Genomic DNA, 20,361 nt, shown 5'->3' with positions numbered 1-20,361 from the left:
TCATATTTCGACAAAATTTTTTTGGGTATATTTCGCTTCCGCCCGTGACGTTTAGCCGAACACGCTGTCTAATCGGAAGGTTTTCATCGTCATCTTTGAGTGCTCACGTCGCGAGACACTCTCTTTAACCAGGAATGTTGATCAGGGGTTCACATGCAGGGCACAAAAATTCGACTCTTAACCGGCGGTTTGCTGATGATGGCAGCAGCCAGTTATGTGCAGGCAGATGCGCTCCAGCCAGACCCGGCCTGGCAACAGGGAACACTGGCGAACGGATTCCAGTGGCAGGTGTTATCCACTCCGCAACGTCCGAGCGATCGCATTGAAATTCGTCTGGCTGTGAATACCGGCTCCCTCACAGAAAGCACCCAGCAGACCGGCTTAAGCCATTTTATTCCTCGATTGGCGCTCACCCAGAGCGGCAGTTTGCAGGCGGTTCAGGTGCGTTCTTTATGGCAACAGGCCATCGATCCTAAACGCCCGCTGCCCCCGGCTGTGGTCTCCTATGACTACACCATGTTTAATCTGAGCCTGCCCAACAACCGTAACGATCTGCTTAAAGAAGCGCTTACCTATCTATCCGATGCCACCGGCAAACTGGCGATTACGCCTGAGACCGTAAACTATGCGTTGAGCAACAGCGACATGGTGGCGACCTGGCCGACGGATACCAAAGAAGGCTGGTGGCGCTACCGCCTGAAAGGGTCCACGCTGCTTGGACACGACCCGGCAGAACCGCTGAAACAGCCGGTTGATGCCGCGCAGGTGAAATCTTTCTACCAGCAGTGGTACACCCCGGATGCCATGACCCTCATTGTAGTGGGCAACGTGGACAGCCGTGCGGTGATAGAGCAGATCAACAAAGCCTTTGGCGATCTAAAAGGGAAGCGTGAAACGCCCGCCCCTGTTCCTACTTTGTCCCCGCTGCGTCCTGAGACGGTCAGTATCATGACGGATACCGTGCGTCAGGATCGTCTTTCGATGATGTGGGATACCGCCTGGCAGCCGATCCGCGAGTCCTCGGCGCTGTTGCGTTACTGGCGTGCGGACCTGGCGCGTGAAGCGCTGTTCTGGCATGTTCAGCAGACGCTCAGCAAGAACAACGTGAAAGACATTGGTCTGGGCTTTGACTGCCGCGTGCTGTTCCAGCGCGCCCAGTGCGCCATTAACGTCGAATCGCCGGGTGATAAGCTGAATGCCAATCTCGGCGTGGTGGCGAAAGAGCTGGCTAAAGTGCGTAAAGAGGGCCTGTCTGAAGAGGAATTTAACGCGCTGGTGGCGCAGAAATCCCTCGAATTGCAGAAACTGTTTGCCACCTATGCCCGCGCCGATACCGATATCTTAATCAGCCAGCGCATTCGCTCCTTACAGAATCAGGTCGTGGATATCGCGCCGGAGCAGTATCAGAAATTGCGTCAGGATTTCCTGAACGGTCTGACCGTGGAGATGCTGAATCAGGATCTGCGGCAGCAGCTGTCTCAGGATATGGCGTTGATTCTGTTGCAGCCGAAAGGTGAGCCGGAATATGACATGAAAGAGTTAAAGGCCACCTGGAACGCCATCATGGCGACGCCGTCGCAGCCAGTACAGGCGGCGGCCGATGATTTGCACCAGGATGCGAGCGATATTCCGCAGGGCCAGTAAGGCCCTGCGTTCCCTCTCCTTGTGGGCTGAGGGATCCCCAGTAATTTTTTTATGCAGAAGCAATAAAGTTGCTTTCTAAATGACTGAGGGCTGTCAGCGATGCCCTGAGCCACCCTGGCACGTTCACCGGTCATGTCGTTACAGAGTAGCAAGGAACATAAAGTGAACGGAATGACCACCACCTCCGTATGTTCCCCTCACCCTACCCTCTCCCCGGAGGGGCGAGGGGATTGCTCAGTGCTCGCATTAATTTGTGGGGAACCCTCAGCCCTGTGGGAGAGGGTGAGGGCATCAGCCCGCCCATTCCTTAAGCAGGCATCGCCTCGCGCGGAATAATCGCTCCGCGATACTGAATCACCGTGCTGGCCGTTAAATGACCGCGCTGCGCCGCCGCTTCCGGCGTACCTCCCGTCAGACGTACCGCCAGATACCCCGCGCTGAAAGAATCTCCCGCCGCAGTGGTATCGATCACTTTCTCTTTCGCCAGCTTCACCGCCGGGACCTCTGTCACGGCTTCACCTGCAACCGCCACCAGGCAAGACTCCGCCCCGCGCTTGATCACCACTTCGCTGACCCCGGCAGCCTGCGTCCGGGCGATGACCTCATCAACCGGTTTTTCGCCCCACAGAGCATCTTCATCATCCAGCGTCAGGAAGGCGATATCGGTGCATTCGAGCATCTGCTGGTAGACCTGCTGCGTCTCTTCGCGGCTGGCCCACAAACGTGGACGGTAGTTGTTATCGAAAATCACCTTACCGCCATTGGCACGGCATTCGCGCAGCAGTGACAGCAGCTTTTCACGGCTCTGCTGGCTCAGGATCGCCAGGCTGATCCCGCTCAGGTAGAGGTAATCGAAGGTGGCCAGCTCTTCGCAAATCGCAGCGGCGGCATCGCTTTCCAGCCAGAATTTGGCAGCCGCTTCATTACGCCAGTAATAGAAGGTGCGCTCGCCGGTACTGTCGGTTTCGATGTAGTACAAACCCGGCAGACGGTTTTCCATTCGCTGGATCAGCGAAGTTTCAACGTTTTCACCCTGCCAGGCCTCCAGCATCTGCTGGCTGAAGCTGTCCGTTCCCAGCGCGGTAACGTAGCTCACGCTCAGCGCGTCGGGGGCGACCTGACGGGCAATGTAAACGGAGGTGTTCAATGTATCGCCGCCAAAACCGCGGCTGACTTCCGCGCCTTTCTGGGACAGCTCAATCATGCATTCGCCAATCACGGCAATTTTCTTAGACATAGTCGTGAACCTGAACAGAGTAATTAAGGGTAGTGTGCGCTGTGTGTTTTTTACGGTCAACCATATTAAAACGACGTTCCATTATTTTTTTTGAGCCAGCGCGTGTTCCGGCATATTTCTGTCATCTTAATTTCATTTTCCCGCTGAATTGAACATAAAGTTCTCACCTGGCGGGCCGATAACTCAGTGACGAGTCCAGAAAGGCTATCCCATACAACAGGACATCCGAAATGAAGTCAGAGCAGGTTATCCAGCGGCTGAGCACTACGCCTGAGGCAAGTATTGAGAACTTGCAGGAGCATCGCTACTGGCTGCAATGTGAGCGAGCGTACACCTATCAGCCTATCTACCGTACTGACGGTCGGTTAATGGCAATTGAGGTGTTAACGGTCGTCACTCATCCATCGAACCCTTCGCAGCGTATCGCGCCGGACCGCTATTTTGCGGAGGTTGCCGTGCGTCAGCGCATCGACGTGCTGGAAGAGCAGTTGAGAATGCTGGCGACGAAGCAGGCGTTCTTCGAGCAGCACGGTATTCTGGCTTCGGTGAACGTGGATGGCCCAACCCTGATGGCGTTACGTCAGAATGCGACGCTGCAGGCGCTGATTGCCACCCTGCCGTGGATGCGCTTCGAGCTGGTGGAACATGTTCAGCTGCCGCAGGACTCCTCATTTGCCTCGATGTGTGAGTTTGGCCCGCTGTGGCTGGATGATTTCGGTACCGGTATGGCCAACTTCTCCGCCCTGAGCGAAGTGCGTTATGACTACATCAAAGTGGCCCGCGATCTGTTTATCATGCTGCGCCAGACACCGGAAGGACGGAACCTGTTTACGATGCTCCTGCAACTGATGAACCGCTATTGCCAGGGCGTCATTGTGGAAGGCGTAGAGACGCTGGAAGAGTGGCGCGACGTGCAAAATTCTCCGGCAGCGGCGGCACAGGGTTATTTCCTCTCTCGTCCTGTCCCCATGGATACCCTGGAAAAGGTGATAACCACCCTCTGATCTGCCCGCTTCCCTTTGTCTGAACTATAGTTTTAAAGGCAAGTTCATCAGGAAAGGGGACAACAATGACAAAAACAACCAGGGTGATTTCCTGGACAGCAGGGATTTTCTTGTTGCTGATCGTGTTCTTAATCATCATTATCGCCACGTTTGACTGGAACCGCCTCAAACCGACCATCAACCAGAAAGTCTCGACCGAGCTAAACCGCCCCTTCGCAATACGTGGCGATTTGGGGGTCGTGTGGGAGCGTCAGAAAGAGGAAACCGGCTGGCGAAGCTGGGTGCCCTGGCCGCACGTTCACGCTGACGACATCATTCTTGGCAACCCGCCGGACATCCCCGAAGTGACCATGATCCACCTGCCGCGCGTGGAAGCCACGCTGGCGCCGTTAGCCCTGTTAACCAAAACGGTGTATCTGCCGTGGATCAAACTTCAGCAGCCCGACGCGCGGCTGATTCGCCTGTCGGAGAAAACCAATAACTGGACGTTCGATCTCGCCAGCAGCGGCGATAAAGATCCGAATGCGCAGCCCTCTTCATGGTCCTTCCGCCTCGACAATATTCTGTTCGATCGGGGGCGGATCGCCATTGACGATAAAGTAAGTAAGGCTGACGTGGAGATCCTCGTCGATCCGCTGGGCAAGCCGCTGCCGTTTAGCGAAGTGACGGGCAGCAAAGCCAAAGGCGATGACAGCAAAGCTGGCGATTACGTCTTCGGCCTGACAGCGAAAGGGCGCTACAACGGCCAGCCACTGACCGGTAAAGGCAAAATCGGCGGTATGCTGGCGCTCAGGAGCGAGGGTACGCCATTCCCGGTGCAGGCGGACTTCCGCTCGGGCAATACCCGCGTGGCGTTCGTGGGCACGGTTAACGACCCGATGAACATGGGCGGCGTCGACCTCCAGCTTAAGTTTGCCGGGGATTCGCTGGGTGAACTGTACGATCTCACCGGCGTGCTGCTGCCGGATACCCCGCCGTTTGAAACGGACGGGCGGCTGGTCGCAAAAATCGACGCTGAAAAATCGTCCGTCTTTGACTACCGGGGGTTCAACGGCCGCATCGGCGATAGCGATATACACGGCACGCTGACCTACACCACCGGAAAACCGCGCCCGAAACTGGAGGGGGACGTTGAATCCCGCCAGCTGCGTCTGGCCGATCTTGGTCCGCTGATTGGCGTAGATTCGGGTAAAGGCACGAAGTCAAAAGAGGTCAAAAAGGACGCTCAGCCTGCGGGTAAAGTGCTGCCCTATGACCGCTTCGAAACCGACAAGTGGGACGTAATGGATGCGGACGTGCGCTTCAAAGGACGTAAAATTGAGCATGGCAGCACGCTGCCGTTGAGCAACCTCTCGACCCATATCATCCTGAAAAACGCCGATCTGCGCCTGCAACCGCTGAAGTTTGGCATGGCCGGGGGAACCATTTCCTCGAATATCCACCTGGAGGGGGATAAAAAGCCGATGCAGGGAAGGGCGGAGATCCAGGCGCGTCGTCTGAAGCTGAAAGAGCTGATGCCGGACGTGGAGTTGATGCAGAAAACCCTCGGTGAGATGAACGGTGATGCGGACATTCGCGGCACGGGTAACTCTGTGGCCGCGCTGTTAGGCAGCGGAAACGGCAACCTGAAGCTGCTAATGAACGACGGGCTGGTGAGCCGTAACCTTATGGAGATCCTGGGGCTGAACGTCGGTAACTTCATCGTCGGACAAATCTTCGGAGACGATGAAGTGCGCGTGAACTGCGCGGCGGCAAACGTGGACCTGGTCAACGGTGTGGCGCGTCCGCAGATTTTCGCATTCGACACGGAAAACGCGGTTATCAACATCACCGGTACCGCCAGCATGGCGTCCGAGCAGCTGGATTTAACCATCGATCCGGAAAGTAAAGGCATTCGCATCATCACCCTGCGCTCGCCGCTCTACGTTCGCGGGACCTTCAAAGATCCGCAGGCGGGCGTGAAGGCCGGACCGCTGATTGCGCGCGGTGCGGTTGCCGCCGCCCTCGCCACGCTGGTCACCCCTGCGGCGGCGCTGCTGGCGTTGATTTCGCCGTCAGAAGGCGAAGCGAATCAGTGTCGGACGATTTTGTCGCAGATGAAGAAGTAAGGTGTGGCCTGTTCTTGCCGGGTGACGCTGCGCTTACCCGGCCTACATGTGAATCGTAGGCCGGGTAAGGCGTAGCCGCCACCCGGCATTCGCTTACAGAGTCTGATACTTAGTTTCGTGCGTCAGCAGCAGCGCAATCAGCGTCAACGCTGCCATGGCCGCCAGATAGACACCCACATAGAACAGACCATAGTTCGCCTGAAGCCACGTGGCGATATACGGGGCCACCGAGGCGCCCAGAATAGACGAAACGTTATAGGAGAACGACGCGCCGGTATAACGCACTTCAGTCGGGAACAGCTCCGGCAGCAGCGCGCCCATTGGGCCAAAGGTCAGCCCCATCAGGCTCAGACCAATCAGCAGATACGCCATCACCAGCGCAGGGCTACCTGAACCCAGCAGCGGCGGGAAGACAAACAGTGCGAACAGGATGATCAGCGAGGTGATGACGATCATGCTTGAACGACGGCCAAATTTATCTGCCAGCAGGCCCGCGATGGGCACCATCACGCCAAATCCAATAACCGCCATCATCAGCATCCACAGCACTTCGTTACGCGGCAGGCCCAGTCCGACCGGTACGGCGGCGGTACTGTAGGTCATGGAGTACACGGTCATGATATAGAACAGCGTGTAGGTCGCCAGCATGATGAACGTACCCAGCACGGTCACGCGGAGGTGTTTGGTCAGCAGCGTCCCCAGCGGAACTTTAACCTGCTTTTTCGCCGCGGCGACTTTAGCGAAGACCGGCGTCTCGTGCAGCGACACGCGCACGTACAGGCCAATCAGCACCAGCACGGCAGAGAAGACGAACGGAATACGCCAGCCCCAGCTCATGAACTGTTCATCGGTCAGCAGCCAGGAGAGGAGCAGGAAGGTGCCGTTCGCGAAGAAGAAGCCAATCGGCGCGCCCAGCTGTGGGAAAGAGCCATACAGGGCACGCTTACGCGCCGGGGCGTTCTCGGTCGCTAGCAGCGCCGCGCCGCCCCATTCCCCGCCCAGCCCCAGGCCCTGACCAAAGCGCGCCAGCGCCAGCAGCACAGGCGCCAGAATGCCGATAGTTTCATAGGTCGGCAGCAGGCCGATGGCGACGGTGGAGATCCCCATCGTCAGCAGCGAGGCAACCAGCGTCACTTTACGACCGACGCGATCGCCAAAGTGGCCAAAGACCGCTGAACCTATAGGACGCGCAACGAAGGCGATAGCAAAGGTAGCTAAAGACTGTAGCGTGGCTGCCGTCGGGTCGCCCTGTGGGAAGAAAATATGCGGAAAGACAATGACCGCAGCGGTGGCGTAAATATAAAAGTCGAAGAACTCAATGGCGGTGCCAATCAGCGATGCGACGACGACTTTATTGCGGGAGTTGACCGGAACGTGTTCCGCCCCTTCGTTAAGTGTGGTGGCTGTTGCTTGCATAATATTTTCTTATTTTTGGACGAACGAAGGGCCATATTAGGCATAGCAAAAGCGACATTTCAATCTGTAACAAAGGCGTGATGCGGTCATAAAAGCAACAAAAAGCGGATAATTTTCAGGCCAGCGAAAACACTTCCATGAAATGCTTCACACATTTTAAATATCAGTAATTAAAACTGGTTTTGAGTTAAATAAAAGTTACGGTCTGGATTTATATGCTGAAATGATGAATCGGGCTGAAATATCAGCCCGACAGGACATCAGTGGTGGGTTTTTCCCGGCATGCGCGGGTCGTCTTTATACTCTGCGGTGGCGATCCACGCGGCACAGAACAGCGTCAGGCGTGCGAAGAAATAGAAGAAGGCCATCAGCCCCAGCACCGAACCAAAGGCCGCGCCGGAGGGGGACTTCACCAGCGATGGCAGCGTATAGGTCATCACAATTTTGATCACCTCAAAGCCAATGGCGGCAATCAACGTCCCACGGATCAGCGCCTTCTTGCGCGGCCGATGGCGGGGCAAACGCCAGAAGATCCAGAAGAACAGCAGGTAGTTAGCAAAGATGGAGATAGCAAGCCCTATACCGCGCCAGGCCGGTTTCAGCCATTCAATGTAGTCCAGATACAGCGCGGAGATAATCATCTGCTGCGCAGAACCGGCGACCGAGGTGATAGAGAGCGTGATGACCAGCGCCACCAGCAGACCAATCAGCGAGATAAAGTCGCGCAAATACTTCACCCATATCTTCTCCTGATCCTGCGGCGTACGCTCCCAGACGTCACGCGACTGGGCGCGAATGGCTTCACGCAGGTTGCCCATCCAGTTAACCCCGGAATAGAGCGCAATCAGCAACCCGACGATACCCACGGTGGTACGCTGCTGCACGGCGGTATTGATGGTGCTTTTGAGCGTCGTGGCGAGCGTCTGGTCGCTGACGTTGGTCAGGATCTTATTGAAGATGTCCTGCAACAGCGTCGGGTGAGACGCCAGAACAAAACCGGCGGCAGCAAACGACACCATCAGGATGGGGATCATCGACAGGAAAGAGAAGTAGGTGATCGCCGCGCCAAACTGATTTCCCATGCGGTCGTTAAAGCGCTCAGCGGCGCGGATCAGGTGAGCAATCGCGGGTATCTGCTGAATTTTTTCGGCTATGCCGGTCACGGTGCCCAGCGCTTTGCTGGTCGTTCCAGGCTCCTTCGGCGCTTCAGGCTCGTTATCCATCTTTTTGATGGGTTCATAATCTAAATGTTGAGTTGGTCGTTGCGGGTTATTTTCCGGCGTCACGCGCATTTTCCTTTTCGTTGAGCTGGATGTTACTGAATTATAGCTTGCGACTAGTCCACGTAACTTTTTGTGAGTTCGGTAAGCCACTCCATAAACACATGCACCCGACGGGAGAGGTTACGGCGGTGGGGATAAATGAGGGAGACGGGCATTGGTTCAGCCCGATATTGCGGCAGGATCTCAACGAGTTTTTTCGTGCGCAGGGCATCACGCACCCCGACGCGCGGGACCTGAATAATGCCAAGCCCGGCGATACAGGCGGCCTGGTAGGTTTCCGTGCTGTTAACCGTCAAAACGCCTCCCGTTTTTATCCACTGGGTCGCGCTGCCGTTGAAATACTCAAACCCCAGAGGACGGGTGCCCAGCGTGGCGGAGTAATGAATGAGGGCGTGTGAGCCCAAATCATCCAGCGTCTCAGGGTAGCCGAATCGCGTGAGATAATCCGGGCTGGCGCAGTTAATCACTGAAAGCTTCCCAAGCGGGCGGGCGATAAGCCCGGAGTCCTTCAAGTTTCCCACGCGAACCACGCAGTCAAATCCTTCGCGGATGACATCGACCAGACGATCGCTGCTGCTCAGCTCAAGCTCAATGCCGGGAAACTGTTGTAAAAATGCAGGCAGTTTCGGAATGACGACATTTCGTGCAATGGCAACGGGCATATCCACACGTAGCCGACCGCTGATGGTGGAAGGGTCGTGCAGAAACATGCCGTCCAGTTCGTCCAGATTCATCAGCAGATCTTTTGCGCGTTCGTAATAAACCATGCCGTCCTGCGTCAGGCTGACGCGGCGGGTAGTGCGGTGCAGCAGTTGAGTGCCAAGCGCGTTCTCCAGCGCCTGGATCTGCCGCGAGACACTCCCCTTCGGCAGGCTTAACGTCTCCGCCGCGCGGGTAAAACTCTCCAGTTCCGCGACGCGAAGGAAAAGCTGCATTGCGTATATTTTATCCATAGATATGGGTCATTGTTGTTTGAAATGAAACAGTGAAGCGTTGGCGGCACTATTTATTGATTTTCTACCATCTAATAAGCTCATTCTCAATCTTCATCGCAGTCGAAACGAGGTGAATTATGCGTGAACGTATTGCATTAGTGACGGGCGGTAGCCGCGGCCTGGGTAAAAATGCGGTTTTGAAGCTTGCTGCGGAAGGGACAGATATCATCCTGACCTGGAACAGCAGTCAGCAGGAGGCGCAGGAAGTTGTACGCGAAATTGAGGGAAAAGGTAGAAAAGCGGCAGCATTGCAGCTTAACGTCGGCGATACGGCAAGTTTTGCGCGCTTCGCTCAACAGGTGAAGGAAACCCTTACACACGTCTGGCAACGTTACACCTTTGACTATTTAGTGAACAACGCAGGTACAGGGTTATACGCACCCTATACCGAGACGACAGAAGCGCAGTTTGATGATGCGGTGAATATTCACTTCAAAGGTCCGTTTTTCCTCACACAACAGCTGCTGCCGCTCATAAAAGACGGAGGACGGATCCTGAATGTCTCAAGCGGACTGGCCCGTTTTACTCAGCCAGGTTCAGGGACTTACGCGGCAATGAAAGGGGCGATGGAAGTGCTGACCCGCTATCAGGCAAAAGAGCTTGGCGTGCGCGGAATTTCCGTCAATATCATCGCGCCTGGCGCGATTGAAACCGACTTTGGAGGCGGACGCGTAAGGGATAATGCGGAGCTTAACCAGCTGCTGGCCTCGCAGACGGCGCTGGGACGGGTGGGCCTGCCCGATGATATCGGTGACGCCATTGCGGCGTTGCTCAGTGACAAACTGGGCTGGATGAATGCGCAACGTATTGAAGTTTCAGGCGGTATGTTCCTGTAATGTTCAGACTTAAGGGGGAGGGAACCCTCTTAAGGAAATCCTTAAAGCAGGTGTGTCTAAATGATGAAAGATATAAAGAGAGCTGGGTGAATTGTAACCTCTCCATTCATTGAGTTTTTTCTTAAAAAATGCCTCTGTAGAATCCCCCTTCGCTATTCTCAGAGGAGTAATACGATGCGAGTAATCATGTTTGACAGGCAGTCATTATTTATTCATGGAGCGAAGTGCAGTTTGCAGAAATTAATTCCGGAAATAGATTTGACAGGAACTCGTCAGACTGATGAATTATGGGCACACTTATCCGCGTCACCTTCCGCTATCGTCATGATAGATGGGTATTTAATTCATGATAACGGTGTGGCTTTACCGGAAGAGATTATGAATCGTTTTCCAACAGCGCGTGTGGTGCTGGTGTTAACGAAAAAAGAGCCTCGCTGGGTTGAGCAAATGCTACAGCGCAACGTGGTGGCAATAATCCCTCGTAATGCGAATCCCGAACGCTTTTCCGCCGTGCTGGATTCTGTATCGCGAGGGATGGTCTGTTTTCCCGGCGAGTGGATGAACCAGCACTCCTCTCATGATGAGCTGTCATTGTTAAGTGAGCGCCAGCGTGAGGTATTGAAATTACTGGCGGCCGGAGAGTCAAATAAAGAGATAGGTCGTAATCTCAATATCAGTGCGGCAACGGTAAAAGCCCATCTTGAGACGCTTTTCCGTCGTCTTGATGTCAAAAACCGGACGCAGGCCGCGATGTACTATACCCGGGCGACGGCCTGAAGGATCTTCTCTGGCAGAGGGGAATCTTCCCCAAAACTGAAGAGCGTTAATACCAGTGCATCATGCTGCTGTTGGGTTAATGGGCGTTTGTTCATTTCCCGCAGCAGCGACTCACATAAATGAATATCATTGAAAAGCAAATTCTCCGCCTCAGTCGGCGTGATGAGGCCGTTAAATTTTTCCCACTGGCGAATCACGTGACCGTAACCTATAACCCATATTCCCTTTTCGTCACGGTATTTCTCCAGGGAAAGACCCTGCTGTTTTTTAATTAATGCGATTGCAGCAGAAGATATCTGCATTGCATAACCCGTCATAAGCGTTTCCTCTTTATGGCGGAACTATAAAGGGAAAACAGCCCGGGGAATATCCGCCAAATGGCCGTTGATCAGGTTTTACTGAACGGATATTCCTTTTTCAGTAAACCGAATAGCCAGTCGTTATGCCATTGCCCTGAAAGGAAATAACTCTCGCGCAACTCACCTTCCAGCTGAAAACCTGTTTTTTCCAGCAGTCGCCTTGAGGCGATATTTCCCGCCGTCACGGTCGCGGTGAGCCGACGGATATTGCCCTGGGTCAGCGCGAAATCACACACCGCCCGCAGAGATTCAAAGCCGTAACCTTTCCCCTGCGCAGAGGGCGCAAAGAGAAAACCGACTTCGGCACAATCTGCTTCCCGGTGCACATAGCCGGTTACGCCCAGCGGCGTCTGGCTGGCCGTCTCACGCACCACAAGGCAGAGCCAGTGCGAGCTGCCCGGTGCCCACGGCAACAGACGAGACACAAAGGCCTCCCGAATGTCAGCCTCGCTACGCTCATGGGCGACAAAACGCATCACGTCAGGATTTTGCTGTAGCGACAGAAAAAAGGGCCAGTCTTGCTCTTGCAGCGGCAAGCAGGTGAGACGCGCGGTGGTTAAGGCGGGCATGACGATCCTCCGGAGACATTGCAAATGATTATAGGGTTGTCACTTTATTTCAACAGAAAGTCAGGTATGTTTAACCTCCTATAAATAAAAAGAAAAACGACTTTTAATGCCGCTTTGGCGGTACTCATTGTCTCTCAAGGAAAACAATGATGATTAGCTCATCGCATCATACCCGCGAACAGTTTGAACACTGTCTGGCGGCGATCCGCCAGGCGTCTGTTGAAATCTTACTTCTGTTGAATGTACATGTTTCTGAAGGAAAAGATCCACGCTGGTTTCTGGAACAACTGGATAGCGCCCGCCTGGGGCTGGGCGGGTGGGGCGCCGTAGCCAGAAAGCTGAACCTGAATGATGCGGAAATGACAGCCTTTACGCTGCAATTACGCTTGCTTCAGCAGCGCGTTCCCCAGTATGAAAGCGGGCAGGATGTCAGCGAAAACCAGCTGATTGCGGCGATGCGCTTCGTCACATCCCTTGAATATCTGCGTCTGCAACAGCCCCTTCTGACCTACGATACCGGGAGGGTGCCAGACAAGGCGAGCCAGCTCCAGGCGCAGAAACAGGTGCGTGCCATTGAGCTGATGATAAAAGGATTGATACAGCAGGCATGGCCCGATCCGGTGCGGCTGAATAATCATCTTAAGACCTTGTTTAATGCTGAACGTGTGCGTCGCTGGCTGAAAAACGGTGAAATTAATGATGTTCTGAGCGGCATGTTATTTAGTGAGCTGGCCCAGCTGCTGGTGGATAAGAAAGAATTTAGCCGCTACTACGCGTCGCTGTTTAACGCCCCGGACATGCTGACGCTGCTGGTAGAACCCCGCAAAACCCTGCAAACCTTCCTCGAAGATATCCGTCAAATCCGCAACAGCATCACCGTGCAGCAGCCGTTGAGCGGGGCGCAAATCCAGCTGCTCGACAGCTATTACACGCAGATCACCCGCTCCGTTCAGCGCGCGTTTGAGGAAGGGCGGACACGCGTTAACCCGGCGGCGCTGATGGCGGTGGATGAAAGCGAGCTGCATGCATTCTGGGAAAAGGCGCAAAAAATAGACCGCACCACAGGCGGCGATCTGTTTGAAGTGCGTGACAGCATAGAGAAACCGACTCAGCGCGCCGCGCGTACGCCAGAGCAGCGCGAACAGCTGATTTCCGGCGTGCTGTGGGGAGCGGTTGGCATGATGGTTATCGCGATTGTCGTGGGAGGAGCCTGGCTGGTAATCAGCAGTAAACCGCAGCCGACTGTGGCCAGCACGGCATCTCCCGCGCCGGTGCAGGAGATGCGCGAAACGCCTTCCTCGCGAGAAACGCTGACGCGCATGGGTGTCACCTGGGATGAAAACAACTTCCGTTCAGCGATTAGCCGCAACGATACCCGCGTGGCGCTCCTGTTCTTGCAGGGTGGCATGGACTGGAAAATGTCATGGACGGAGGAGGCATTGTCGGCAGGCTACGATGACGTGCTGGAAGTGATGTTGCGCTACCGCCTGCAAATGACAGAGCAAAAGCCCTGCCGACGCTTTATTAATACGCTTAGCCATGCGATGGCGAACGGCGAATCGCTGACGTCTATGCGTAAGCAGTACCTGAAAGCATTCTGTACCGTCCCGGCGGTAGTGAAACGTCAGCAGCACGACGCCGATATGGCAACGCGCCGCGCGAAGACGCAGCCCGATGCCAGTACAAAAAAATGGCAGTCCATCCAGACTGCCATTTATGAGGTGATTCGTTAACTTTTCCCTCTCCCCTCAGGGGAGAGGGTTAGGGTGAGGGGCAAGGCTCAAGGTTCACCATATAACCCAATCAACCGCCGCACCACCCCATTCGTCCAGCCGAAGCCATCCTGCAACGGATACTCCCCCCCGCCACCTTCGTGTGGCGTGCTGCTGGCGATGTGGTACTTCTCAATCAGCTTATGATGGGTTTTGTAGTAATGGTTTACCGTGTGCAGCCAGCTCCAGGCGATCTCATCCCCCAGCGAGTCGTTGCCGTACTGCTTGAACCCCTGGATCGCCATCCATTGTAGCGGTGCCCAGCCGTTCGGCTTATCCCACTGCTCACCTGTTTCATATTCGGTGGCGAGAATACCGCCCGGCGTGAGCAGACGGGCTTTAACGGCATCGGACAGCCGTTCAGCCTGCTCATGCGTCGCCATGCCCACATACAGCGGCACAATGCTGGCCGCAGAGAACAGCGCCAGGGCTTCACGGCGCCAGTCGTAATCACGATAACAGCCGTTCTCTTCGTCCCACAGATAGCGGTTCACCGCCGCGCGCCGGTCGCTGGCTTTCTGGCGGAATAGTTCAGCCGTCTCTTTATCCCCTTTCGACGCTGAGATATTGGCGATAGCGCTCTCCAGTTTGAACAGGAATGCGTTCAAATCGATGGGGATAAATTGCGTCGTGCGGATACTGGCCAGCCGCGCAGGATCGCGCAGCCAGCGGGACGAGTAATCCCATCCTGAGGCTGCCCCGGCGCGCAGGTCGCGATACACCTCGTTCGGCGGGCGACCGGAATGACGGGCGGTTTCAACGTCCTCAATCCAGGATTCATCCCGTGGCGTATCGCGATCGTCCCAGTAGCGGTTGAGCAATGAGCCATCCGGCATGCGCACCGCACTGCGATAGGCCTGGTTGAGCAGCAGCGATTCCGCCCCGTCCATCCAGAAGGCGTACTCCATCTTGAGATGCTCAAGATAGCGCTTCGCCCCGCGCACGCCGTCCTCTTCAAACAGCTCCACCATCAGGGCAAAAACCGGCGGCTGGGAGCGGCTGAGGTAGTAGGTGCGGTTGCCGTTCGGGATATGTCCGTAGCGCTCAATCAGCCAGGCGAAGTTGTCGGCCATGCATTTCAGCAGATCGTTACGACCGCTTTCTGCCAGCCCCAGCATGGAGAAATAAGAATCCCAGTAGTAGGTCTCGCTGAATCGCCCGCCGGGCACAATATAGGCCTGCGGCAGCGCCAGCAGCGACGACCACGGGATATGATCCTGCGGCTCGCGCGTCAGCACCGGCCACAGGTTATCAATGTGTTCTTTCAGGGAGAAGCCGGGATCAGAGACATACTCTTTACTGTAGTCCTCCGGCAGCCAGAAGTGATTCTCCACAAAGCGCGCCAGGTCAAAATCCCGATGACGACGCACTTTACGGTAGCGGATCAGGATATCCAGCGGGTCCATTTTCGGCGCGCAGTCTGGGAAAGTTTTGCTGTCCGCAAACAGCCGTGTCGACTGCACATGTTCGAACAGTTCAAGATAACGATCGGCAGGCGTCAGGGCATCGGAGGCAGGTAGCCCCTCGATCATTTCGGGTTCCGGCTCCGCCTCAATCATTTCATCCAGTTTCAACTCGCAGGGATCGGTCTCGTAGCGCAGCTCTTCTGCAATCTCGAACTCGATGTTCTCGGTAGCCTGTAGTTTCTGGTTGAACATGGTGATAAGGACCTCCGGTTGTGTGTTCTAAAAGACAGGTTTTTCCGGGCGTCTTATAAGCGTAGACATTCGCTTCGGTGGATGTGGAGGGATATGTGCGTTAGATCACGATTTTCGGAGCATTCGTTTTGCAACGATTTATGAATGTTAAAAAAATGCCCCTTTGAAGAGGGGCATCAATATCAACGCATTGTTACAAACTCTTCTGCCGCAGTGGGGTGGATCGCCACGGTGTTATCGAAGTCTTTTTTCGTTGCGCCCATCTTCAGCGCCACGGCGAAGCCCTGCAGGATCTCGTCCATGCCAAAGCCTATGCCGTGGATGCCGACGATCTTCTCGTCCGGGCCCACACAGACCAGCTTCATGCGGCACGGCTGACGGTGCGAGGTGACCGCGGTATACATCGCGGTAAACGCCGATTTATACACTTTCACCTGATCGTCGCCGTACTGCTCGCGCGCCTGCGGCTCGGTTAAGCCGACGGTGCCGATTGGCGGGTGGCTGAAGACCACGGTCGGGATGTTGCTGTAATCCAGATGTTCGTCCGGCTTGTTGTTAAACAGACGCTCGGAAAGACGACGCCCCGCGGCCACGGCAACCGGCGTCAGTTCTACGGCACCTGTGTTATCACCAACGGCATAAATACCCGGTACGCTGGTGTTCTGGAACTTATCAACGACGATGTAGCCTTTTTCATTGGTTTTCGCCCCGGTTGCGGCCAGGTTGAAGTTGTCGGTGGCCGGTTCACGACCAATCGCCCAGATCAGGCAATCAACGGTCTGGCTGCGGCCATCTTCCAGCTCCAGGGTCAGGCTACCGTCCGCATTTTTAACCACCGCTTTTGGCACGGCGTTGGTGTGCAGGGTTGGGCCTTCGGCGTTCATCACCTCGACCAGCGTGTCGACGATTAGCGGATCAAAGCTACGCAGCGGCGCGTGTTTACGCACAAACAGGTGCGCTTCCGCCCCAAGGCCGTTAATCACGCCAGCAAGCTCAACCGCGATGTAACCCGCGCCTACAATGGCAACGCGCTCTGGCAGAGCAGGCAGCTCGAAGAACCCGTCGGAGTCGATGCCGTATTCCGCGCCCGGAATGTTCGGATGGCTCGGACGGCCACCGGTGGCGATCAGGATGTGATCGGCGGTGATCGTCTCGCCGTTCACTTCGATCGTCTTCGCATCCACGAAACGGGCGAAGCCGCGGATCACGTCGACGTTATTCTTGCCCAGCACGTTATCGTACGAGGTGTGAATACGGTCGATATAGGCGGTACGGCTGGCGATCAGCTTATCCCAGTCGAAGTGGTTGATGGTGGTGTCAAAGCCGTAGTCCGGGCCATACATATGGATAGCTTCACGGATTTGCGCGGCATGCCACATCACTTTCTTCGGTACACAACCCACGTTTACGCAGGTGCCGCCGAGTTCTTTGGCTTCAATCAGCGCACACTTCTGGCCGTACATGGCCGCACGGTTGATGGAGGCGATGCCGCCGCTGCCGCCGCCGATTGCGATGTAGTCATAATGCTTAGTCATAGCTTTTGTCCTTAATCGTGAATTGCCGCGATTGTATACCTGAAATCAATAGGTTCCACCGATGGCTGCGATTACTCCGGCACGATCCAGCTTACGGTGGCGTGACCCGTACCGGCTGGCACCAGCGTTTTGTGCAGCCACGGCAGCACGTTGTTCATCTGCGCTTCGAGCTTCCACGGCGGGTTAATCACAATCATGCCGGACGCGGTCATGCCGCGCTGGTCGCTGTCGGGGCGCACCGCCAGCTCAATCTGCAGGATTTTGCGGATGCCGGTCGCCTCCAGATCCTTGATCATGCGCTTAATTTGCGCGCGTAGCACTACCGGATACCACAAGGCATAGGTTCCGGTCGCAAAGCGTTTGTAACCTTCGTTGATACCGGTCACCACCGCCTGATAGTCGGTTTTGATTTCGTACGGCGGGTCGATCAGCACCAGGCCGCGACGCGAAACCGGCGGTAGTTTGGCTTTTAGCTGCTGGTAGCCATCGGCTTTGTCCACGCGGGCGCGGTTATCTTTCTGAAACTCAGCGCGCAGCAGCGGGAAGTCGCTTGGGTGCAGCTCGGTCAACTGGAGGCTGTCCTGCTCGCGCAGCAGCTGGCGGGCAATCAGCGGAGAGCCAGGGTAATAGCGCAGCTGGCCGTTGCGGTTGAAATGATTCACCACGCCGATGTACGGCTCCAGTTCGGCAGGCAGATCGTCCTGCTGCCAGATACGGGCGATGCCTTCCAGATATTCACCGGTACGCTCGGCATGTTCGCCGCTCAGCTGATAACGGCCCGCCCCCGCGTGGGTGTCCAGGTAGAGAAACGGCTTGTCTTTCTCTTTAAGCGCTTCAATGATCAGGCTCTGAACGGTGTGTTTAAGGACGTCGGCGTGGTTGCCAGCGTGGAAGCTGTGGCGATAACTGAGCATGGGTAATGATTTTCCGCTGAATTGACGATTTTCCACAGTTTACAGCAGAACGGCACAGATTACCCGTAGGCCCGGTAAGCGCAGCGCCACAGGGCGTTTTTCGACAACCTCCGGCATTGAAATCCTCTACACTTAACCCCATTACAGAAAACAATATGCACAGCGCCGGATGCGCGCTTCATTCATCTATTTCAACAGGACAGCGTTTATGACCAATCCATTACTGACGCCTTTTTCGTTGCCACCGTTTTCTAAAATCCTCCCTGAGCATGTGGTTCCAGCCGTTACCCAGTCGCTGGAAAACTGCCGCGCGGCGGTAGAGAACGTGGTCGCGCAGGGCGCGCCGTACACCTGGGAAAATCTGTGTCAGCCGCTGGCCGAAGTGGACGACGTGCTGGGGCGCATTTTCTCCCCGGTGAGCCACCTGAACTCGGTGAAAAACAGCCCGGAGCTGCGCGAAGCCTACGAACAGACCCTGCCGCTGCTCTCCGAGTACAGCACCTGGGTCGGCCAGCACGAGGGGCTCTACAAAGCCTACCGCGACCTGCGCGACGGCGACCATTATGCCGAACTGAACACGGCGCAGAAAAAATCGGTTGATAACGCGCTGCGTGATTTCGAACTGTCCGGGATTGGCCTGCCAAAAGAAAAACAGGTTCGCTACGGCGAAATCGCCGCGCGCCTGTCCGAGCTGGGCAACCAGTACAGCAACAACGTCCTCGACGCCACCATGGGCTGGACGAAGCTGATTACCGATGAATCCGAACTGGCCGGTATGCCGGAAAGTGCGCTGGCGGCGGCAAAAGCCCAGGCCGAAGCGAAAGAGCAGGAAGGCTTCCTGTTAACGCTGGATATCCCAAGCTATCTGCCAGTGATGACCTACTGCGACAACCAGACTCTGCGCGAAGAGATGTACCGCGCCTACAGCACCCGCGCCTCCGATCAGGGGCCGAATGCCGGTAAGTGGGATAACAGCCCGGTGATGGCGGAGATCCTCTCCCTGCGCCACGAGCTGGCACAGCTGCTGGGCTTCGACAGCTACGCGGATAAATCCCTCGCCACCAAAATGGCCGAGAACCCACAGCAGGTGCTCGACTTCCTGACCGATCTGGCGAAACGCGCCCGTCCTCAGGGTGAAAAAGAGTTAGCTCAGCTGCGCGCCTTTGCGAAAGCGGAGTTCGGCGTGGACGAGCTTCAGCCGTGGGATATCGCATACTACAGCGAAAAACAGAAACAGCACCTCTACAGCATCAGCGACGAACAACTGCGTCCGTACTTCCCGGAAAACAAAGCCGTCAACGGTCTGTTCGAGGTAGTGAAGCGCATCTACGGCATTACCGCGAAAGAGCGTACCGACATCGACGTCTGGCATCCGGACGTGCGCTTCTTCGAGCTGTATGACGAGAAAAACGAACTGCGCGGCAGCTTCTACCTCGATCTCTACGCGCGTGAGAACAAGCGCGGCGGGGCGTGGATGGACGACTGCGTGGGCCAGATGCGTAAAGCGGATGGTTCCCTGCAAAAACCTGTCGCCTACCTGACCTGTAACTTCAACCGTCCCGTGAGCGGCAAACCTGCGCTGTTTACCCACGATGAAGTGATCACCCTGTTCCACGAGTTCGGTCACGGCCTGCACCACATGCTGACCCGCATCGAAACCGCTGGTGTCGCCGGTATCAGCGGTGTGCCATGGGATGCGGTCGAGCTGCCAAGCCAGTTTATGGAGAACTGGTGCTGGGAGCCGGACGCGCTGGCGTTTATCTCTGGTCATTACGAAACGGGCGAACCGCTGCCGAAAGAACTGCTGGATAAAATGCTGGCGGCGAAAAACTACCAGGCGGCGATGTTTATCCTGCGTCAGCTGGAGTTCGGCCTGTTCGACTTCCGCCTGCACGCCGAGTTCAGCCCGGAGCAGGGGGCGAAAATCCTCGAAACCCTGGCTGAGATTAAAAAGCAGGTTGCCGTCATTCCAGGCCCGACCTGGGGACGCTTCCCGCACGCGTTCAGCCATATCTTCGCAGGCGGGTACGCCGCAGGCTACTACAGCTACCTGTGGGCCGACGTGCTGGCGGCGGATGCCTTCTCGCGCTTCGAAGAAGAGGGGATTTTCAACCGCGAAACCGGTCAGTCGTTCCTCGACAACATCCTGACCCGCGGCGGTTCAGAAGAGCCTATGGAGCTGTTCAAACGCTTCCGTGGCCGTGAGCCGCAGCTGGATGCGATGCTGGAGCATTACGGAATCAAAGGCTGATTG

16 protein-coding genes are annotated in these 20,361 nt (G+C 55.9%); 7 read left to right on the top strand and 9 right to left on the bottom strand.

Going from position 1 to position 20,361, the window contains the following annotated elements; genetic code table 11:
* Positions 1–153 precede the first annotated feature (153 nt).
* A complete protein-coding gene (locus ACQG2Q_RS24285; RefSeq protein ID WP_038416892.1) occupies positions 154–1,644 on the top strand; it encodes a M16 family metallopeptidase in 1,491 nt (496 codons plus the stop codon).
* 307 nt (positions 1,645–1,951) lie between these two features.
* Here the strand turns inward: ACQG2Q_RS24285 and ACQG2Q_RS24280 are convergent, their stop codons facing one another.
* A complete protein-coding gene (locus ACQG2Q_RS24280) occupies positions 1,952–2,881 on the bottom strand; it encodes a sugar kinase (RefSeq protein WP_022649722.1) in 930 nt (309 codons plus the stop codon).
* Between the two features lie 230 nt (positions 2,882–3,111).
* Between ACQG2Q_RS24280 and pdeH the strand changes: the two genes are divergently transcribed.
* Positions 3,112–3,885 carry a cyclic-guanylate-specific phosphodiesterase gene (gene pdeH / locus ACQG2Q_RS24275; RefSeq protein ID WP_015571521.1) on the top strand — a complete coding sequence of 258 codons (774 nt, stop codon included), beginning with the start codon at positions 3,112–3,114 and terminating at the stop codon, positions 3,883–3,885.
* Positions 3,886–3,950: 65 nt separating this feature from the next.
* Positions 3,951–5,993, top strand: a complete 2,043-nt coding sequence (locus ACQG2Q_RS24270) for an AsmA family protein (RefSeq protein WP_063850348.1) — start codon at positions 3,951–3,953, stop codon at positions 5,991–5,993.
* A 93-nt stretch (positions 5,994–6,086) separates the two neighbouring features.
* On the opposite strand, the gene ACQG2Q_RS24265 is transcribed toward ACQG2Q_RS24270, so the two are convergent.
* The 3 genes from ACQG2Q_RS24265 to ACQG2Q_RS24255 form a co-directional block, all read right to left on the bottom strand.
* Positions 6,087–7,409 (bottom strand): MFS transporter, encoded by a 1,323-nt coding sequence (locus ACQG2Q_RS24265; protein ID WP_063850350.1) that lies wholly within the window; start codon positions 7,407–7,409, stop codon positions 6,087–6,089.
* Positions 7,410–7,669: 260 nt separating this feature from the next.
* The gene (gene yhjD / locus ACQG2Q_RS24260; protein WP_022649719.1) at positions 7,670–8,695 is read right to left on the bottom strand and encodes an inner membrane protein YhjD; all 1,026 of its coding nucleotides are present in this window, start codon (positions 8,693–8,695) and stop codon (positions 7,670–7,672) included.
* Positions 8,696–8,745: 50 nt separating this feature from the next.
* Entirely contained in the window at positions 8,746–9,645 is a 900-nt protein-coding gene (locus ACQG2Q_RS24255; protein WP_032621978.1) for a LysR family transcriptional regulator, read from the bottom strand.
* Positions 9,646–9,764: 119 nt separating this feature from the next.
* Here ACQG2Q_RS24255 and ACQG2Q_RS24250 point away from each other — a divergent pair, with 119 nt between their 5' ends.
* Entirely contained in the window at positions 9,765–10,523 is a 759-nt protein-coding gene (locus tag ACQG2Q_RS24250; protein ID WP_063850352.1) for an SDR family NAD(P)-dependent oxidoreductase, read from the top strand.
* Positions 10,524–10,697: 174 nt separating this feature from the next.
* Positions 10,698–11,300, top strand: coding sequence for a response regulator transcription factor (locus ACQG2Q_RS24245; RefSeq protein ID WP_022649715.1), 603 nt, complete (start codon positions 10,698–10,700; stop codon positions 11,298–11,300).
* Here the strand turns inward: ACQG2Q_RS24245 and ACQG2Q_RS24240 are convergent.
* Together ACQG2Q_RS24240 and ACQG2Q_RS24235 are read right to left on the bottom strand one after the other, a co-directional pair.
* A complete protein-coding gene (locus ACQG2Q_RS24240) occupies positions 11,279–11,617 on the bottom strand; it encodes a lysozyme (RefSeq protein WP_022649714.1) in 339 nt (112 codons plus the stop codon). The genes ACQG2Q_RS24245 and ACQG2Q_RS24240 overlap by 22 nt on opposite strands.
* Before the next feature lie 71 nt (positions 11,618–11,688).
* A complete protein-coding gene (locus tag ACQG2Q_RS24235) occupies positions 11,689–12,228 on the bottom strand; it encodes a GNAT family N-acetyltransferase (protein WP_022649713.1) in 540 nt (179 codons plus the stop codon).
* 146 nt (positions 12,229–12,374) lie between these two features.
* On the opposite strand from ACQG2Q_RS24235, the gene ACQG2Q_RS24230 reads away from it, so the two are divergent.
* Positions 12,375–13,961, top strand: coding sequence for an STY4199 family HEPN domain-containing protein (locus tag ACQG2Q_RS24230; protein ID WP_063850354.1), 1,587 nt, complete (start codon positions 12,375–12,377; stop codon positions 13,959–13,961).
* A 47-nt stretch (positions 13,962–14,008) separates the two neighbouring features.
* Here ACQG2Q_RS24230 and ACQG2Q_RS24225 read toward each other — a convergent pair whose 3' ends face one another.
* The 3 genes from ACQG2Q_RS24225 to ACQG2Q_RS24215 form a co-directional block, all read right to left on the bottom strand.
* Positions 14,009–15,658: an alpha,alpha-trehalase gene (locus ACQG2Q_RS24225; RefSeq protein ID WP_063850357.1), complete on the bottom strand. Its 1,650-nt coding sequence runs from the start codon at positions 15,656–15,658 to the stop codon at positions 14,009–14,011.
* Between the two features lie 182 nt (positions 15,659–15,840).
* Positions 15,841–17,193, bottom strand: a complete 1,353-nt coding sequence (gene gorA / locus ACQG2Q_RS24220) for a glutathione-disulfide reductase (RefSeq protein WP_063149597.1) — start codon at positions 17,191–17,193, stop codon at positions 15,841–15,843.
* A gap of 71 nt (positions 17,194–17,264) precedes the next feature.
* Positions 17,265–18,107 carry a 23S rRNA (adenine(2030)-N(6))-methyltransferase RlmJ gene (locus ACQG2Q_RS24215; protein ID WP_045622206.1) on the bottom strand — a complete coding sequence of 281 codons (843 nt, stop codon included), beginning with the start codon at positions 18,105–18,107 and terminating at the stop codon, positions 17,265–17,267.
* 208 nt (positions 18,108–18,315) lie between these two features.
* Here ACQG2Q_RS24215 and prlC point away from each other — a divergent pair, with 208 nt between their 5' ends.
* On the top strand, positions 18,316–20,358 hold the full coding sequence (gene prlC, locus ACQG2Q_RS24210) for an oligopeptidase A (protein ID WP_271079864.1): 2,043 nt from the start codon (positions 18,316–18,318) through the stop codon (positions 20,356–20,358).
* The last annotated feature ends 3 nt before the right edge of the window (positions 20,359–20,361 follow it).

The sequence above is a fragment of the Enterobacter cloacae complex sp. 370H10 genome, from assembly GCF_050031535.1.
Taxonomy (GTDB): domain Bacteria; phylum Pseudomonadota; class Gammaproteobacteria; order Enterobacterales; family Enterobacteriaceae; genus Enterobacter; species Enterobacter intestinihominis.
The sequence above is the reverse complement of the archived record's forward strand: the minus strand, read 5'-3'. Positions and strand labels throughout refer to the sequence as shown.

Coding starts and splice junctions, on each gene's coding strand:
- prlC (WP_271079864.1), top strand. CDS start 18,316: ATGACCAATCCATTACTGACGCCTTTTTCGTTGCCACCGTTTTCTAAA.
- ACQG2Q_RS24215 (WP_045622206.1), bottom strand. CDS start 18,107: ATGCTCAGTTATCGCCACAGCTTCCACGCTGGCAACCACGCCGACGTC.
- ACQG2Q_RS24255 (WP_032621978.1), bottom strand. CDS start 9,645: ATGGATAAAATATACGCAATGCAGCTTTTCCTTCGCGTCGCGGAACTG.
- ACQG2Q_RS24235 (WP_022649713.1), bottom strand. CDS start 12,228: ATGCCCGCCTTAACCACCGCGCGTCTCACCTGCTTGCCGCTGCAAGAG.
- gorA (WP_063149597.1), bottom strand. CDS start 17,193: ATGACTAAGCATTATGACTACATCGCAATCGGCGGCGGCAGCGGCGGC.
- ACQG2Q_RS24240 (WP_022649714.1), bottom strand. CDS start 11,617: ATGACGGGTTATGCAATGCAGATATCTTCTGCTGCAATCGCATTAATT.
- pdeH (WP_015571521.1), top strand. CDS start 3,112: ATGAAGTCAGAGCAGGTTATCCAGCGGCTGAGCACTACGCCTGAGGCA.
- ACQG2Q_RS24280 (WP_022649722.1), bottom strand. CDS start 2,881: ATGTCTAAGAAAATTGCCGTGATTGGCGAATGCATGATTGAGCTGTCC.
- ACQG2Q_RS24245 (WP_022649715.1), top strand. CDS start 10,698: ATGCGAGTAATCATGTTTGACAGGCAGTCATTATTTATTCATGGAGCG.
- ACQG2Q_RS24270 (WP_063850348.1), top strand. CDS start 3,951: ATGACAAAAACAACCAGGGTGATTTCCTGGACAGCAGGGATTTTCTTG.
- ACQG2Q_RS24265 (WP_063850350.1), bottom strand. CDS start 7,409: ATGCAAGCAACAGCCACCACACTTAACGAAGGGGCGGAACACGTTCCG.
- ACQG2Q_RS24250 (WP_063850352.1), top strand. CDS start 9,765: ATGCGTGAACGTATTGCATTAGTGACGGGCGGTAGCCGCGGCCTGGGT.
- ACQG2Q_RS24285 (WP_038416892.1), top strand. CDS start 154: ATGCAGGGCACAAAAATTCGACTCTTAACCGGCGGTTTGCTGATGATG.
- ACQG2Q_RS24225 (WP_063850357.1), bottom strand. CDS start 15,658: ATGTTCAACCAGAAACTACAGGCTACCGAGAACATCGAGTTCGAGATT.
- ACQG2Q_RS24230 (WP_063850354.1), top strand. CDS start 12,375: ATGATGATTAGCTCATCGCATCATACCCGCGAACAGTTTGAACACTGT.